This window comes from Dactylosporangium sp. NPDC050688 (genome assembly GCF_040654515.1).
Taxonomy (GTDB): Bacteria; Actinomycetota; Actinomycetes; order Mycobacteriales; family Micromonosporaceae; genus Dactylosporangium.
In genome coordinates, this window is the sequence record NZ_JBFAIC010000087.1 from 1 (window position 1) to 14450 (window position 14450).

Sequence of the window (14450 nt, forward strand, 5' to 3'; positions counted from 1 at the left end):
GCGCCTATGCCGCTGCTCTCGTGTGGGGGGGGGCGCGCTGGGGGCGGGGGGGCGTGCGCGCTGCGGTCGTTCGGCGCCCCCCACGACGGCATCAGCACCCGGATCACCGACTCGCGGGTCCGTTGCTGCCGCGAGGGGACGACCGTCGCCGCATGAGTGCCCGGCGATGCTCCGGAACTCCGCCGCTCGGCGGCAGACACGGGCACTCGGAGCGCCGCGTCAGCAGTGCGAGGACCCGCGTCGCGGCGAGTCGCCGCGACGGTGTCCTGGCCATGATCGCCATTGCGGCCGCAAAGATCGTCACCATCGCGTAGCCGGCGATGATCGCTGCCCAGTATGGGCTTCCCGCTGCGAGGACGCCCAGGATGTCGTTCAGCATGTTCGTGCTCCACCTCCGTCGGTCGGCGCCGTTCGCCGACGGGTTCCGTTATGGCGGCGCCAGCCAGTTCCGACGAGGTCATCTGGCGTTCCGACGACAAATATCAGCAGCTCATGGCGTATGTTCCGAGTATTTCGGGGACGTCCCGGCCGAAGATCAAAATTGGGGTGTTGGATGGTGCGATGACCTCCTCGGACCGCAGCGTGGCGGTGGCGTTCGCTGACGCCCTCCGCCGTCTGCGCCGGGAGGCGGGGCAGCCGACTTTGAAGGCCATAGCGAAGAGTGCGGCTGGGCGAACACCGCCGGTGACGTTGAGCGACTCGACGATGAGCGGGTGGTTCAAGGGCGGATCGGTCCCAAGCGACCCGCCCGCGTTGTGGGCCGTGGTCGAGTACCTGCTGCTCCGCTGCCCGGGCGGGGTCAAGCCCGGGGCCCGTACCGCCTGGGAGAAGCACCGGCACGCCGCAGCGGCCGAGTCCGACAGACGACGGGGCCGCCGGACCAGATCAGCCGTGACGGTCAAAGCCACCCCGTCGGCCTCGGTCCGGCAGCCGTTGACGGTGGTGCCAGTTGCAGAGGCCGACCCGCAGGATCTCGGGGTGCATGCCGCGATCAGGATGGCCGGCGGACCGGACGGAATGCCGGCCTACGTCGGCCGCGACGTCGACGCCGAAGTGCAGGCGTGTCTGAGGCCCGGTCGGTTTGTCCTGCTCGTCGGCGGATCGTCGGTGGGCAAGACCCGCACCCTGTACGAGGCCGTACGGGCGGCCCTGCCGGCGTCGGCAGTCGTCCGACCGCGATCCGCTGCCGATTTCGAGCAACTGACTGCAGGCCCAGGCGAAGGGGTAGTTGTCTGGCTCGACGATCTGCACGATGTCCTGGGTGCCGACTCGGTGGTGACAGCGGCGACCGTCCGTCGGTTGCAGGACCTGGGGTTCATCGTCGCCGGAACGATGTGGACAACGGAATACACCATGCGGACCGACGTCGTGGCGGCCGACCAACAGGACCTCTACGCGGCGGCGCGTGAAGTTCTGCGCCGCGCCACGGTGATCATGGTCAACGGGCATCTGACGGCTGCCGAGCGGGAACGTGCGGAGCTGCTCGCGGGTGCTGATGAGCGCATAGTCCAGTCACTGCAGGCGGTTGACGTCGGGTTCACGCAGACTCTGGCCGCGGCGCAGGACCTGGTGTTGCGGTGGCGGCAGCGCGCCGACCCGTACGGTGCGGCGCTGATCAGCGTCGCAGTCCATGCCCGGGTCGTCGGGATCCGGGCGTTGATTCCCGTCGACGTGCTCCGTGCGGCAGCGACGGGGTACCTGACCGGAGATGAACAGGCGGATGCGCCGGACTCGTGGTTCCCGGACGCCGTGAAGTTCGCGACGTCCAAGGTGAAGCGTGCGGCGAGGGCGCTGGTGCCGGACGGGCAAGGGAAGGTGCGATTCACCGCTGGCTACCGTGCAGCCGACTTTCTGGTGCAGTACGCCCAGCAGGAGGCCGACGAACCGGTACCGGCGTCGGCATGGCAGGCGTGGGCTGAGCACGGTCTGCCGTACGACCGGGTCCAACTGCGACGCTACGTCGACCGTCACCCGGAAGCCCGCCGGCATGCAGGTCTGCTGTATCGCACGGCAAGCGACCGTGGCGACCCGGTTGGTCGGGCGGAGTTCGCACTGCTCCTCGTCAGCGACGGCGACGTGGATAGCGCTGTTGAGGTGCTGCGGTCCGGACCGTCGGCGTTCCTGCCCTACGACCGGCCCTACGCGGCCGAGCATCTGCTGTCGGCGGGTGCGGCGGATACCGCCATCGACCTGCTGCAGGCCGAGGTCGACGCGGACGCGTCGCAGCCGGACCCGTTCGTAATCGTGATGCTGGCCGAGGCCCTCGCCAACCGTGGCCGGTTGAGCGACGGCATCCGTGTGCTCCAGGACGCCTTGCACCGCGCTGGCCTCGGGGGCACGGCCACCGACGGCACGGCAGCAGCGATCCTGGGCCGGTTCTTCGGCCAAGCGGACGCGCGCTGGCTCCGGCCGCTGCACGCAGCCGGGTTCTTCGCCCTGCCACCCGCCCCGGTACCGACCCCGGATGGATTGGCCATGCCCAACTGGCCGGCCTCGTTCTACCTGGCGCGGGTGGCGGCGGACGATCCTGAGGGCGCCATCGCCGCAGCGCTCGGCGTGCCGGCCACTGACAACATCACCGTAATCTGGGACCTGGTCCGGATCGGTCTCGCCGTCCCGGCCGACCTCGCAGCGCCGTTGGCCGTACAGGTCAACGCGATGATCTCCAGCCAGTTCGGCGTAGCAGTCCCCAGCGACGCCGGAAAGCTGGCCGCGCATTTAGCCGAGGGCGGTCACGCAGCGCTCGCATTACAGCTGATGCGGTCGCTGCTGCAGCCGCTGCCTCGACAAACCTTGGGACGATACGAGCACGTACAGATCCTTCGGGAGTCGATGCCGACAGTTGTGGCGGCATCCGGCCTCCCCGCCCTCCGGCTGCTGCTGGACCTCCTCGAACAAGACGCAGCTGACGGCCACGCCTCCGGGGCGCAGTACCGCTCCGGGTTGTGGCGCACGGCGATGGAACACAACTTCCGTACAACCACGAACGACCCGCGTAACGCCCTCATCGACGCGGTCCTTGTCGCCGTCGACGAGATGCTCCGCGCCGGGACTGCGACCCTCGCCGACGTGATCGGCGAGCTGACGCCGCGCCCCTACACCCGGTTCCGTCGACTCGCGCTGCACCTGCTTGCCGTCCACGGCGCCACCGACCCAACAATCGTCGGACGGTACCTCACCGACGCCCAGGTGCTGAGCCATGACCGGTCCCAACGCGAGGTCGTCCAACTCATCGCCGCCGGCGCCGGATGGCTCACCCCGCGGCAACGCCAGACCATGCTCCGCCGGATCGAGCACGGCCCGGACCCGTCGACGTGGCGCTACATGCACCAGCGGCTCGCCGAAGGACACATCGACGAGGCAGCCCTCACCGCAGCACAGCAGCGCTGGCAGCGAGACCTCCTCGACGCGGTCGCCTCCAGACTCACCGGCCGCCGTCGGGACCTGTATCAAACACTCATCGACACCCACGGGGCGGCCTCCGACTGGACCGCTCACGACTCCATCTCGTACGGCTGGGAGGCGACAGAGCGCAACGACCGCACGCTGGACGCCAGCACTTTGGACCCGACCCAGCTGGCCCAGATGCTGCTGGAGCTGCCCCCGCTCGACGGCCAGGACGACGAGGACGAGAAGCCCACGCCGCAGGGAGTCACCGCCGCGGTCACCGGGCGACCGGCTCAGCACGCTGCTGAGGCAACCGTCTTTATCGGGCTCGGACCGGCTGCCATCACCGCGGTCATGGACGGCTTCGCCCAAGCGGCAGCAGCAATTCCCGAGCATGCATGGGAATCGCTCCTCACCCTGTGCAGCTGGGTCCAACAGCAGGCCGAAGCGGAGATGGCGCAGGGCGTCGAGAGCCTGGCAGGCAGGCGCTGGCGTGCTCCTCTACTGCACGTTCTCCGGCTACTGGGCGTCGGAGCGCAACGGCAACGGATTCCGGACGAGGCGGCTCACCGTGAGCGGATCTGGCGGCTCGTCGCCGGCGGATGCGGCGACCCTGATCCCGCCGCCGACAGTGATGAGGAGCCGTGGCACGGCGAGTTCTATCTCGCGTACGCCGAGCGGTCGATTAGGGCTGCTGCACTGCGCGCCGTCGTCGCCGAAGGGCTCCGAGCGCTGCACGACGAGCGCCACGAGGATGTGACCGCGGCGCTGGCGTTGCTCGGTGAGCACGTCGATCCAGCGGCCGATGGTGCCCTCAGCGTGCGGGCAGTGTTCGGTGAGCTCCTGCACGTCATCGCCAAACTCGACCCCAGATGGACGGTCGAGCATCTCGACCAGATGCTTCCCCTCGATCCAGCGAAGGCCGATCTTTGGGTCGTGGTGTGGGACGCGTACCTGCACGTGACCGTCCGCGACGCTGCCTGGCCACTGCTGCGCCAGCACTACCGACGAGCTGTTGAACTGCTTGATCCGCAGGCCACCGCCAAGGTCGACATACTCCGGGCCGAGCTGCTCGCCGACCACCTCGGCAACCGGTACTGGTGGGGTCTGTTGAGCCTGGACGACGACGACCGGCTGCTCCAGCAGTTCTACGACCGGTGTCCCGCCGCGGCAAGCGCCACCATTCTCGGCTCCGTTGGCGCCAGCCTCGCGCGCCTGGCGCCTGACGAGGCTCGGCGCGAGCGGCTGATGCGGCTATGGCAGTACCGCATTGACGCAGCCCGGAACGACGGCGACTCTGCCGAGCTCACCCATTTCGACACCTGGTTCACGTCGGGCCTGTTTCCCGACCGCTGGGCGCTGCAGCAGCTGCGTACCGTCGTCGAACTCGTCGAGTCGTTCACCCTCGACCCGCCCGTTCTGGCCCGGCTCGCCGCGCTAGCAGACCAAGAGCCGCATGCCTGCCTGGACGTTCTCGACCGGTGGCTGCAAAAGCCGCTGGAGCGAACGCACTTCCACCGCAGCGACGATCTCGAGGTCATCATCGCGGTCGCCGGAGGTACCGACGACGCTGCGGCCGCGACCGCACGCAGGATCGTCGGCAACCTAGGCCTCCGCCAGGTCAATCTCCGAGCCGCTCTTAACCGACCGTCAACCCGTCATGCCCCACCAGCAAGATGAACACATGGCGCTGGCGCATACAGGGAGCCCTGACTTGCGCTCAACGTCGGCACGTTACGGGCGTCTGCTGCGCACGCGACGATCACGGTGGTAAGGAGGCCTGAGAGGCGAGACGATCGCACCAGCTGGTGAACCCCTACCGCAGCGGTGTGCCGCGCTTCTCCCAAGATCGATTCAGCAGCGACTCAATGGCGCGGTCGGCGAGCGTGTCGTCGACACGAATCACTCGGCGGTACGCCTGGCCCAACTGAGCGCTGAAACCGTCGACCCAGGCCGCACATTCCACGGATAGGATGAAGATCATCGCGGCCAAGGCATGGGTGCGGCCCCGGTATTTCGCTTCATCGGCTTCTGTGTTGTCCTGCAGTGCCACGAGCGCCTTGCGGGCGAGTTCCCAGTTTGTCTTGGTTGAGCCGTGGGCGAACTCGCCGAGGGCTCGGTTCAGCAGGTTCAAGCGCTTCCAGCCGGCGCCCTCGACCCAGTCGCGCGGGGTAGCGTTCGGGTTGGCTTCGATCTTCCTGGCGCGTTCGGGCTTCAGGCGCCACGTACGGGCGCGGGCCAACTGTTCGATCACGGTCCGCAGGCAGCCCATGCCGCGGCTGTCGTCCTCGAGCCACAGCCATTGCGCTGACCGTAGGCCCGATGCACAGATCGCGAATGCGTCCGCCGCTGAGCGCCTGCCGGGATCCTGGCGTAGCCACAGCGCCAGCACTGCTGCCATCTCGCCGGCCAACACAGCCTCGGCCGCAAGGTTGTCAACGCCGTTTCCCTTGAACCGGTCGCCGAGCAGTTGTTGCTCCCACGTGTGGGCAAAGGCGGCATGCTGGCTCGCCCGGAATCGGTGGGCGCCAAAGCTCAGAGCGGGCCATAGTTCCGCAGGCTCGGTGGGGCGCCTCCCTGCGCGCAACGCCAGGGTCACTCGCCGGTGCCCGCTGGCCATCGCGCCCAGGATGTTGTCGACACCCGGCTGCTTGAACATGTAGGGCGTCATCGGCAAGAGGAATGCTCGCAGGTCGGGCAGCCAGCTGCGGGTCGGTGAGACGAGGCGGGTCATGTTGATCATTTGTGCCGTCTCGTGACGGCCCTCGTTTTCGGCGACACTGGCGAGGCAGGTGCGGAGGTGGCTGAGGTTTACCACTAGGACGTCGCTGATGGTGTCGAGCAATTTGACGTGCTCGCTGGAGGGGGCGTCGGTGACATCGGCGATGTCGAGCCACACGAGTGGCATCAGTGGGCCGCGACCGTGTAGCAGTTCGCTGATGTCGGCGAACAGATCACCGACCGGAGTTGTGACTCCGTCCGGCGGTCGGACGGGCGGCGTGCTCCAGATTCTTGTGAGCCATGCGGCGGTCGCCTCGCCCTGCATTTGGTCGATGCCGCTGCTGAACTCGAGGTTCGACGACCAACGTTCCAGTTGGGTACGGGCGATGACGCCCGCGCCGACCGGCTGCAGACTTATGATGAGACGCACTGCTGCGGCAACGCTGTCCAGTCCCCACGCTACATGCTCTTCCCAGCTCTGACCTGTATCGGAGGGAGGGCGGCCTGGATGCACTCCCAGTTCTAGAGCGGTCGTGGCCAACGGCAGGTAGCTCGCGAGCAGCGGCATGGCGACGCATTGCATCATGTGGCCGATGTCGACGGCACGCTCGAAGCGCTGGTTGTGTCGCGAGATCAACGCCTCGCCGACGCCGTCGTGTCCGCGGTCGCGTAGTGCCGCCTCGAAACCTGCGACGGTCGGCGGGACGCGACGTCCGCGCTGCTCGGAACGATCGCCGAGTTTCCGCATGGCGCGGCGGGCTGTTCGTGGACGCACTCGATGATTCCGTCGCTGGCTCATTACGTCGATACACCTCACGTTCCGAGCCGATACTCCTCAGCTGCTGGTTGTGCCAGGACCATAGACAACAGGAGGGGGCCGGTCCAAGCCAATATCGACTCGTTCGGGCGACAGCGGAAACCGGAACTTGTCACGGTCAGCGGGTGTGCCGCCGGCCGCGTCGCTTCACGTCGTTTCGAGTGCGCCGGAAGGTGCTCCAGCACTTGGAATAGGTCTTGAAGGACCGTCCGTCTCTCGCATCCCGGCGGGTGGCCGAAAAGGTTGCTGAATTGGTGACGGGCTTTCTGCTAGAGCCCGAGGTCATGCTCCGACTCGGACGGGGTTTCGGTATGGCCAAGGTCATCGGTGGTCTGCTTGAGACGGTCACGGCTGGCGGCGGCGAGGTCTTCAAGCCGGTCCGGGACGGGCCGGTTGTGTGGCTTCGGGCGGGTGTCGTCGACCGCGCGTACCTTGGCGGTCTTGGCGTGGATGCGGTCGCGGACCTCGGTGATGCGCAGGAACGTGGTGTTGGCGCGGCGGGCGTTCTCGGCTGCTGCGGCGAGGCCGGCATAGCGGACGGGCAGGTTGTCGTCGTACCAGGCGCGCCAGGTCCCGTGTTCGCCTTCGAGGTCGCGCACGGCGGTCCGCTGCTGCTGCAGGTCGGCGGTCGCAGTGCCGAGCTGCTGGCGGAGGTCGGTGACCTGCTGCCGGGTCGCGGCGATGTCGACGGGTGCTGCCGGCTGGCGGGTGGCTGCGAATGCGCGGAGGGCGCCGATCTGCCACCAGCGTGGCGCCGGTGGTGTGGTCTGCCGCGTTGCGCGAGTGAGGGCGTGTTCGGCGACGGCGAGGTCGGTCCGCAGTCCGCGGACGGTGTCTTCGGCGTCGACGAGGTCGAGGTGGGCGACGCGGAGCTTCCCGGCGACGTACGGCGGTTCGGTGGCGTCGGCGGCGAGCTGCGATTGGACGTGGTGGCGTAGTTCGACGATGTTCGCGGCGCGGAGTTGCCCGGCGAGGGTGGCGACGCCGAGGACGTGCGAGGCGCGGTGCCACGCGGTCCACCGTGCTACGTCCCGGTGGCCCGGTTCGGGACCGATGGGGTCGTCGCCGCGGTGCTGGTATCGGTCGCGGTAGGCAATGACCACGCCGGCGTTGGCCAGCCAGGTCCGGCGGCCGGCTGGGTCGTCGTGGTCGGGGATGTCGCCGAGGGCGGCGGCCCAGGCGGGTCGGTGGTCGGCGGCGAGTTCGGCGAGGCCGGTGACGCGTTGGTCGGCGATCTGGGCGACCTGTTCGAGGGCGTCGACGATGTCGGCGTGGACGCCGGCGATTCGCGGGATGCGTTCGGTGTAGGTGCGGTACGCGGTGCTGACCACCCGACGCGGGTCGGGGACGAACCGCTGGTACTGCCAGTCGATGCGCCAGGCGAGGACCTGCGCGACACTCTCGGCCGTGCCGAGTTCGCGGGAGCGGGCGACGGCGGTCAGGACGCGGTCGGTGTCGTATCCGGCGTCTTCGAGGGCGGCGAGCCGGTTGGCGAGGGCGGGCATCGCCGGGTCGACGGCGAGCCGCGCGGCATGCCCGGGACCGACGGCGGCGGCGAGGACCGCGATGTACCGCACAGCGTTGGCGCGGCCAGCGAGGTCGTCGAAAATCGGCCCCAGGCCGTGCAAGGCGTCGTGCTCGGCCAGGAGCGTCAGTTCCGTCTCGGTGGCGGACCGGTCGGTGTCGTCGCTGCGCAGGATGTCGGCGAGCGCAGCGACCCCGGACACCGGCGGCTCCGGCGGCAGCGGCTCTGGCCGCTCCACGTTCGTGATGACGTGGACGACGTTGAGCAGCGCGCCGCGGGTCCACATCACATACAGCTTCGCGCGGGTGACGGCCTCGTCGACGAGCGCCCGGGCGGTGTCCACGGTGCGGCCCTGGGCGGAGTCGACCGTCGCGGCGTAGGCCAGCTGGACGTGTTCGGCGACGTACCCGGCCGGGAGCGTGACTTCGGCGTCGGAAAGGGTGTTCCGCACGTGCAGTTCACCGCCGGGTCCGACGTCGAGGACCTTCCAGGTATCGCGGTTGGCGACCCACTTCCCTCCCGGCAGGGTTGTGTCGGCGACGAGGCGCCGGTCGTTGCTGCGGGTCCAGATGGTGTCGCCGATGCTGGCGCGGGTGCCGTTGGCCAGCTGCGCCGACCGGCCGCGTTGCACGACGCCGGCGCGGATGAGGATGGCGCGGGCCTGCGCGGCGAGTTCGGCGGCCTGCTGCTCGGTCTCCACGAGCATCAGCGACTGCAGCCCGTTGAGGGTGTCCGCGGCCCACCCGTCCAGCAGCTGTTCGGTGAGATTCTCGCGGGTGCCGATGCGGATGCGGTTGCGGCGCTCGTACTCGCTCAAGACCGTGGTGTCGCCGTCGCGCAGCCGTAGCGACGCGGCGCGCTCCCAGGCTTCGGCGAACCGGCGCACCTCACGCAGCTCGGTGGTGTATCCAAGACCGGCGAGGTACCGGAAGAGGCCACCCGGCCCGATGGCGGAGACCTGCGCCGGGTCACCGACGAGGATCAGTTTGCCGCCGACGGCGTCGAGCAGCTGCACAAGATTGGCGAGGTCGCGGGAGGACACCTGCGACGCCTCGTCGACGATCACCCACTGCCCCGGCCGGAACCGCCACTGCTCAGGGGTGCTGCCCTTCGGCAGGTGCGATTGGGCGTGCAGCCACATCGCGATGTTCTCGGTCCTGATCCCCATCGCACCGTCCTTGCGGGTCGCGGCGGCGAGGACTTCGGCGGCGTTCTGCCCGACGGTGAGCCCGATGATCGGGTGTCCGATCCGGTTGGCGACCTCACCGACCGCGCGTTGCAGGAACGTCTTGCCGCTGCCGGCGGGACCGACGATCCCGACGACGCGGCGGGTATCGCCGAGCACGAACCGCAGCGCGTCGCGTTTCTCGTCCAGCAGGTCCAGGTCGGCGGCGACCTGGTCCAGCAGAGCCTTCGGTGCTGCGGTCGCGCCGGTGTGGGCGGCGTAGGCGATGACGCGCTGTTCGACGTCGAGGACGTCGCGGGTGGTGAGCCGCAGCGACCGGTGCCGGGTGTAGATCGGCTGCCTGTCGCTGGCCCGACGCAGCGTCGGACCGTACTGCACTAGCGCGGGTGGAGTGAGGATCCGCAGCCCGCCCGCGCCGGTGTTGACCGCTTGGACGACGAGCCGCCGGACCCGCTGCCAGTCCTGCCCGGCACCGGCGGCCGGGTCGACGTGCAGGATACGGCCGAGGGCGAGTTCGAGATGGTCGACGCCGAACACGGCCCGGTCCGCGGTCACGTCGGCGACCGCGCGGACGACCGCCAGCTGCGGGTCGCGGCGGACCGCCTCATCCCGCACCGCGACGACCTGCTCGTCGTCGGTGACACCGAACTGCGCGAGGACGGCGACGACGTCGCCTTCGCTGATCTGGCGCGGGTCGGCGGCGAGTCGACGGGCCCGGCGCAACGCCCGCACAGCGAGCAGCCCGACGTCGTCACGGCCCGGCCGAGCGATGAGCCGCCGGATGTCGCGGGCGGTGTCGAGGCCGGCGTGGCGGTCCTCGCGCCGCCAGCGGCGCATCGCATCCGCCGTGGATTCCGTACCGTCTTTGATCGGCCTGGTGGCGAGGGTGGCCGTCTGCGCGGCGCGCCGCCACCGCCGCATCGACAGCACCCGCCCGTCGCCCGGGTGGTCCGGGCCGTGGCCAGCCAGCGCGCTCTCGACCGCGGTCCGCCGCTTCGAATACTGCTCAATCGACCGGGCCGAGATGCCGGCGATCTCCCGGATCGTCGAGCCGGCGCGGGCGGCGAACCGCACGCCGAGTCGCCGGCCGAGCTCCACCTCCAGGGCACGTTCGTAGGCGACGCGGGCGCTGATGCTGGCCTGGTAGAGGGCGCGGCCGTCCAGGGCGAGCCACTGCACGGAGCCGTCGGCGTTGGTGACGCAGACCTTCGCCGAGATGACGATGTGGGAGTGCAACTGCGGGTCGCCCTCGCGCGACATCCGGTGGTCGAACACCGCGGCGGCAATCCCGTCCGTGTCGGCCTGCACGGTTCCGCCGGACAGGCGGGTGAACGCTGCGTGCCGGCGGAGGTGCGCGATCGTCGCGCGGACCGCGCTGTGGTGCGCGGCCATCGCCTGCGCCCGGACCCGAGCGTCGCCGAACGCCAGCAGCAGCTGAACCGACTTCACCGGCGCGACCGTGACGTCGTACCCGGACACCGGCCGGCGCTCCGGCGCGGTCCAGATGTCCAGCCACACCTTCGCGATCTGCTCGTACGTCGCGTCCTTCGGCAGCCGCGCCCACGCCTGCTCAACGAGCTCTGAGCGGTGCGCGTCGGTCATCGGCGGGTACTGCCGCCACACCTGCCCGAGCTGCTGCCCGCTCCTCGGGTGCCTGCCCTCACCGATCAGCAGTTCCAGTTCTTTCGGCTCGACGAAAGGACCGACACCGAACAATTCCTGCGCCTGTCCGGCCCACCATCCCGGCGCTTCACCCTCGGCCTTTTCCCCGCCGTAGTAGGCGGCATCGGAATTGTTCGGCGCTGACCTGAAATCATGCTTTCCAGTCGCGACCTGGTCTAGGAGGTATTTCACCCCCGGACCTGGATGGATCTTCGCGATGGACAGCATGTAGCCAGCGTACGAGCGCTGCGCGCGCCTTGCGGCCTACGAGTATGCAAGGGGGTGTGCTCATGGAAAAGGGGGGTCAGAGTGAGGTGGAGGAATGCGCAGGTCACGACCACTCAGGTGGATTTCGCACCATGAGGAGAGCCTCAATATCCGACCAGTATTGACCCTATTCCAGTGGTGGTCTGGTAGTGGTTGGCGGGGTTAGCGTCGGGGTATGGCAAGGGCTGCGACGAATCAGGCAGTGGGGGTGTTGCAGGAGCGGCACCGGGTGGAGCTGGCGGCGGCCGGTGCGGTGGCGGCGTCCGGGAAGCGGTTGGCGGCGGCGTCGGCCGCGCATGACGTCGCGGTCGCTGGGTTGGCGTCGGTCCTCGGCGGTGACCAGCACGCGGCGGACGTGCTCGGGGTGGATGTGGCGGCGGTGGCGGCGGCGCGGCAGCGGGCTTCGGGGGCGGCCGTGCGGGCGCACCTGGACCGGCTGCGGGGACGCGGCCGGGCGGGGCGTCCGGTACGGGGCGCGGGTGCGCGGACCGGCGGCGCCGAGAGCGCGGAGCAGGGTTCGGCGGCGGTCTCGGCGCCGTCGGCGGTCAGCGCCTGATGTACAGGTAGGTGAGCGCGCCGAGCATCAAGAGCAGGACTGCGGCGAGGGCTACGCCGATAGCGGCGGCGCCGAAACCGAGATTGGCGATGCGGCGGCCCGTGCGGGTGCGCTTGTCTGGTTGTGTCATGTGCGCTCCCGGCTGGCGGGGTGGGACTGGAATGGGTCGACGCGGGTCATCGGCCCGGCGACGACGGTGCAGATCGTATAGCGGAGTTCCATGCCCTGGCCGATACAGCGGTGGCAGCAGTCTTCGGCGGCGTCGCCGTCGCGGACGTCTTCGTCGGGGTCGTAGCCGGTGCCGTTGCAGCGGCGGCAGGGTCGCCCGTCCGGGTCGTAGGGTGGGTGAATGTGGGTGGCCCAGTCACCGCATGTGGCGCAGGTGCGGCGGTGGCAGGACAGCATGCTGCCGTCCCGTTCGGCGAGGTTTTCGAAGGTCCACAATCCACGGTTGGGGCCGTAGTCGTTGAGGGCGAGTTCGGCGTCGGCGCGTCGCTGCGCTTCGAGTGCGTCCATCTCGGCGACGTCGTTGCGCCCGTGGTAGTCGAGGTACTGCGCTAGCTGGATCTCGGCGTAGTTGTTGGCGTACCACGCGTCGGCTTCCGTCTCGACGTACGGTTCCGGGTCGCGGTCCATGGCGTCCCAGTCGGGCTCGTAGTCGTCGGGGCAGGTGTCGTCCTCCTGGCAGTGGCCGCAAGCTTTGCGGGTGTCCGGGTATTCGTCGCGGTCGCGGTGGTAGATGCCGGTGTCGGCGTCGAACCAATATGGCGCGGTGATGGCGTCGATGTCGATGAGGTAGTCATTCTCACGTTCGGCTGCGATGGCCGCGAGGCCGCTCGTTGCGGCGACCAGGTCGGCGAGAATTTCGGCGGGCGTGGCAGGCGCGGGCGCGCTCCCTTCGGGGTGCCCCCGGCCGGGCGGCGGTGTCGCGCGTGGCGCCGCCCGGCCGGGTGGTTGCGATCGGGTCAGAAGGGCAATGCGCCCGAGAACACGAGGGCGTCGGCGCGCACGGGCAGGGCGGTGCGTTCGCGGTCGTGGCCGTCGCATTCGTCGTCGGGCTCGTCGTGCGGGTGGTCGTGGGCGTCCGGCGCGGCGTGCTGCGGCACGTAGAGCTTGGCGTCGTTCGGGACGGTGGCGATGCCGTAGGCGAACGCTGCCCATGAGACGCAGTTGGCGGGGAGGCGGTAGTGCTCGTGCACGGCCTGGCGTGCCTCGTCGAGGGTGGCGAGGGGGCGGGCGGTGAGCGGGTGGCCGTCGGCGGTGTAGGGGTGCCAGCGGTACGCGCCTCGCTGTTCGGCGTCGGGGACTTCGACGTCCGGGACGCGGGTGACGGAGCCGATCGTGCGGTCGTCGGCGCTGGTGAGGATCCAGCCGATGAAGTGGTCCGGGATTCGGGTCCAGTGCCAGCGGGCGAGGATGGTGCGGCGGCTGCGTCGCGCGGCGTCGGCGCGGCAGCGTTCGCCGTGCTCGTCGGCGGGGCGGTGGCAGGCGTAGCAGCTTGCGGCGATGACGTAGTGGTGCCCGTCGGCCGGACGGGCGGCGGGCGTTTTCGGGCCGGTGTTCGCGACGACGCCGGTGATGTTGTGGGTGCGGTTGCGCCACCGGTCGATGACGATGCCGCTTCCGGCGGGAAGTTCGATGCGCTGGCCGTTGCGGTCGATGGTGGTGTGTGCGGGCCACGTGATGCGGTCGCCGATGGTGGTGTCGCGGAACGCGGACATGTGCTGGTCCCTTCGCGGTGCGGTGGCTGGCGTCGGGGTGGGCTTGCCTTCCCGCCCTGACATGTCTAAATATACCTTGTTTTTGCTGGTGGTGCTATCCCGGATGGCGATGAATTTAAGTGTTTGTGCTGGTGGTGGCGGTTGTTGGGTGAGTTGGTCTGCTTGCAGCAGAGGGCTGGCTCTGGAGGTGGGCTCCCCGTCCGCGCAGGCTTGACCTGCCGGGCCGGTGGTGGGGTGTCAAACAGTTTCATCGTTTGACACCCCACCGGCGGTCTGGCACCCCTTGGGGTGCGCGGACGGGGAGCCCACCGGAAGCGACAGACCGGACCCACGACGGTGGGTGAGTGCCGCTCGCTTTGCCGGGCACCCCGGAGCGCCCGGGTCCAGCAGGATGCTGGCCTGGAGGGTTCGGGAACCGGGGGTTCCCGAGCGCGCGACGGCGGTGCAGCGTCTCGCTCAGGCATGGGTGTTGCGCCGCTCGGGCCGCGCCGGCCGCCTGGTGCGGTGGTTGGTCGGGTTTGACTGGCGGCGGAGGTCGCAGGGCACGAGGACGGCTGTTGAGCGAGCTCTGCGAGCGGTCCTCGTGCCCGGTGTCCGCGGGAGCAACG

The 14450-nt window shown here is 69.5% G+C and carries 7 protein-coding genes; 2 read left to right on the forward strand and 5 right to left on the reverse strand.

What is annotated here, in order from left to right; genetic code table 11:
• Positions 1 to 429 precede the first annotated feature (429 nt).
• Positions 430 to 5067, forward strand: a complete 4638-nt coding sequence (locus tag AB0H83_RS45775; RefSeq protein WP_360108154.1) for a hypothetical protein — start codon at positions 430 to 432, stop codon at positions 5065 to 5067.
• A 136-nt stretch (positions 5068 to 5203) separates the two neighbouring features.
• Here the strand turns inward: AB0H83_RS45775 and AB0H83_RS45780 are convergent, their stop codons facing one another.
• Together AB0H83_RS45780 and mobF are read right to left on the reverse strand one after the other, a co-directional pair.
• Entirely contained in the window at positions 5204 to 6856 is a 1653-nt protein-coding gene (locus AB0H83_RS45780) for a hypothetical protein (RefSeq protein WP_360108157.1), read from the reverse strand.
• Positions 6857 to 7194: 338 nt separating this feature from the next.
• Complete coding sequence (gene mobF, locus AB0H83_RS45785; RefSeq protein ID WP_360108160.1) at positions 7195 to 11526, reverse strand: MobF family relaxase; 4332 nt, start codon at positions 11524 to 11526, stop codon at positions 7195 to 7197.
• Positions 11527 to 11767: 241 nt separating this feature from the next.
• On the opposite strand from mobF, the gene AB0H83_RS45790 reads away from it, so the two are divergent.
• Entirely contained in the window at positions 11768 to 12121 is a 354-nt protein-coding gene (locus AB0H83_RS45790) for a hypothetical protein (RefSeq protein WP_360108163.1), read from the forward strand.
• On the opposite strand, the gene AB0H83_RS45795 is transcribed toward AB0H83_RS45790, so the two are convergent.
• From AB0H83_RS45795 to AB0H83_RS45805, 3 genes are read right to left on the reverse strand one after another with little or no spacing between them, the layout of a single operon-like run.
• Positions 12111 to 12251, reverse strand: a complete 141-nt coding sequence (locus AB0H83_RS45795; RefSeq protein WP_360108165.1) for a hypothetical protein — start codon at positions 12249 to 12251, stop codon at positions 12111 to 12113. The genes AB0H83_RS45790 and AB0H83_RS45795 overlap by 11 nt on opposite strands.
• Complete coding sequence (locus tag AB0H83_RS45800; RefSeq protein ID WP_360108168.1) at positions 12248 to 13168, reverse strand: hypothetical protein; 921 nt, start codon at positions 13166 to 13168, stop codon at positions 12248 to 12250. The genes AB0H83_RS45795 and AB0H83_RS45800 overlap by 4 nt, the downstream gene beginning before the upstream one ends.
• A complete protein-coding gene (locus AB0H83_RS45805; protein ID WP_360108171.1) occupies positions 13087 to 13842 on the reverse strand; it encodes a hypothetical protein in 756 nt (251 codons plus the stop codon). The genes AB0H83_RS45800 and AB0H83_RS45805 overlap by 82 nt, the downstream gene beginning before the upstream one ends.
• Positions 13843 to 14450: the final 608 nt, after the last annotated feature.

Excerpts from the sequence above, each read along its gene's own strand:
- AB0H83_RS45775 (WP_360108154.1), top strand. The coding sequence starts at position 430 with ATGGCGGCGCCAGCCAGTTCCGACGAGGTCATCTGGCGTTCCGACGAC.
- AB0H83_RS45780 (WP_360108157.1), bottom strand. The coding sequence starts at position 6,856 with ATGCGGAAACTCGGCGATCGTTCCGAGCAGCGCGGACGTCGCGTCCCG.
- mobF (WP_360108160.1), bottom strand. The coding sequence starts at position 11,526 with ATGCTGTCCATCGCGAAGATCCATCCAGGTCCGGGGGTGAAATACCTC.
- AB0H83_RS45795 (WP_360108165.1), bottom strand. The coding sequence starts at position 12,251 with ATGACACAACCAGACAAGCGCACCCGCACGGGCCGCCGCATCGCCAAT.
- AB0H83_RS45800 (WP_360108168.1), bottom strand. The coding sequence starts at position 13,168 with ATGCGACGGCCACGACCGCGAACGCACCGCCCTGCCCGTGCGCGCCGA.
- AB0H83_RS45805 (WP_360108171.1), bottom strand. The coding sequence starts at position 13,842 with ATGTCCGCGTTCCGCGACACCACCATCGGCGACCGCATCACGTGGCCC.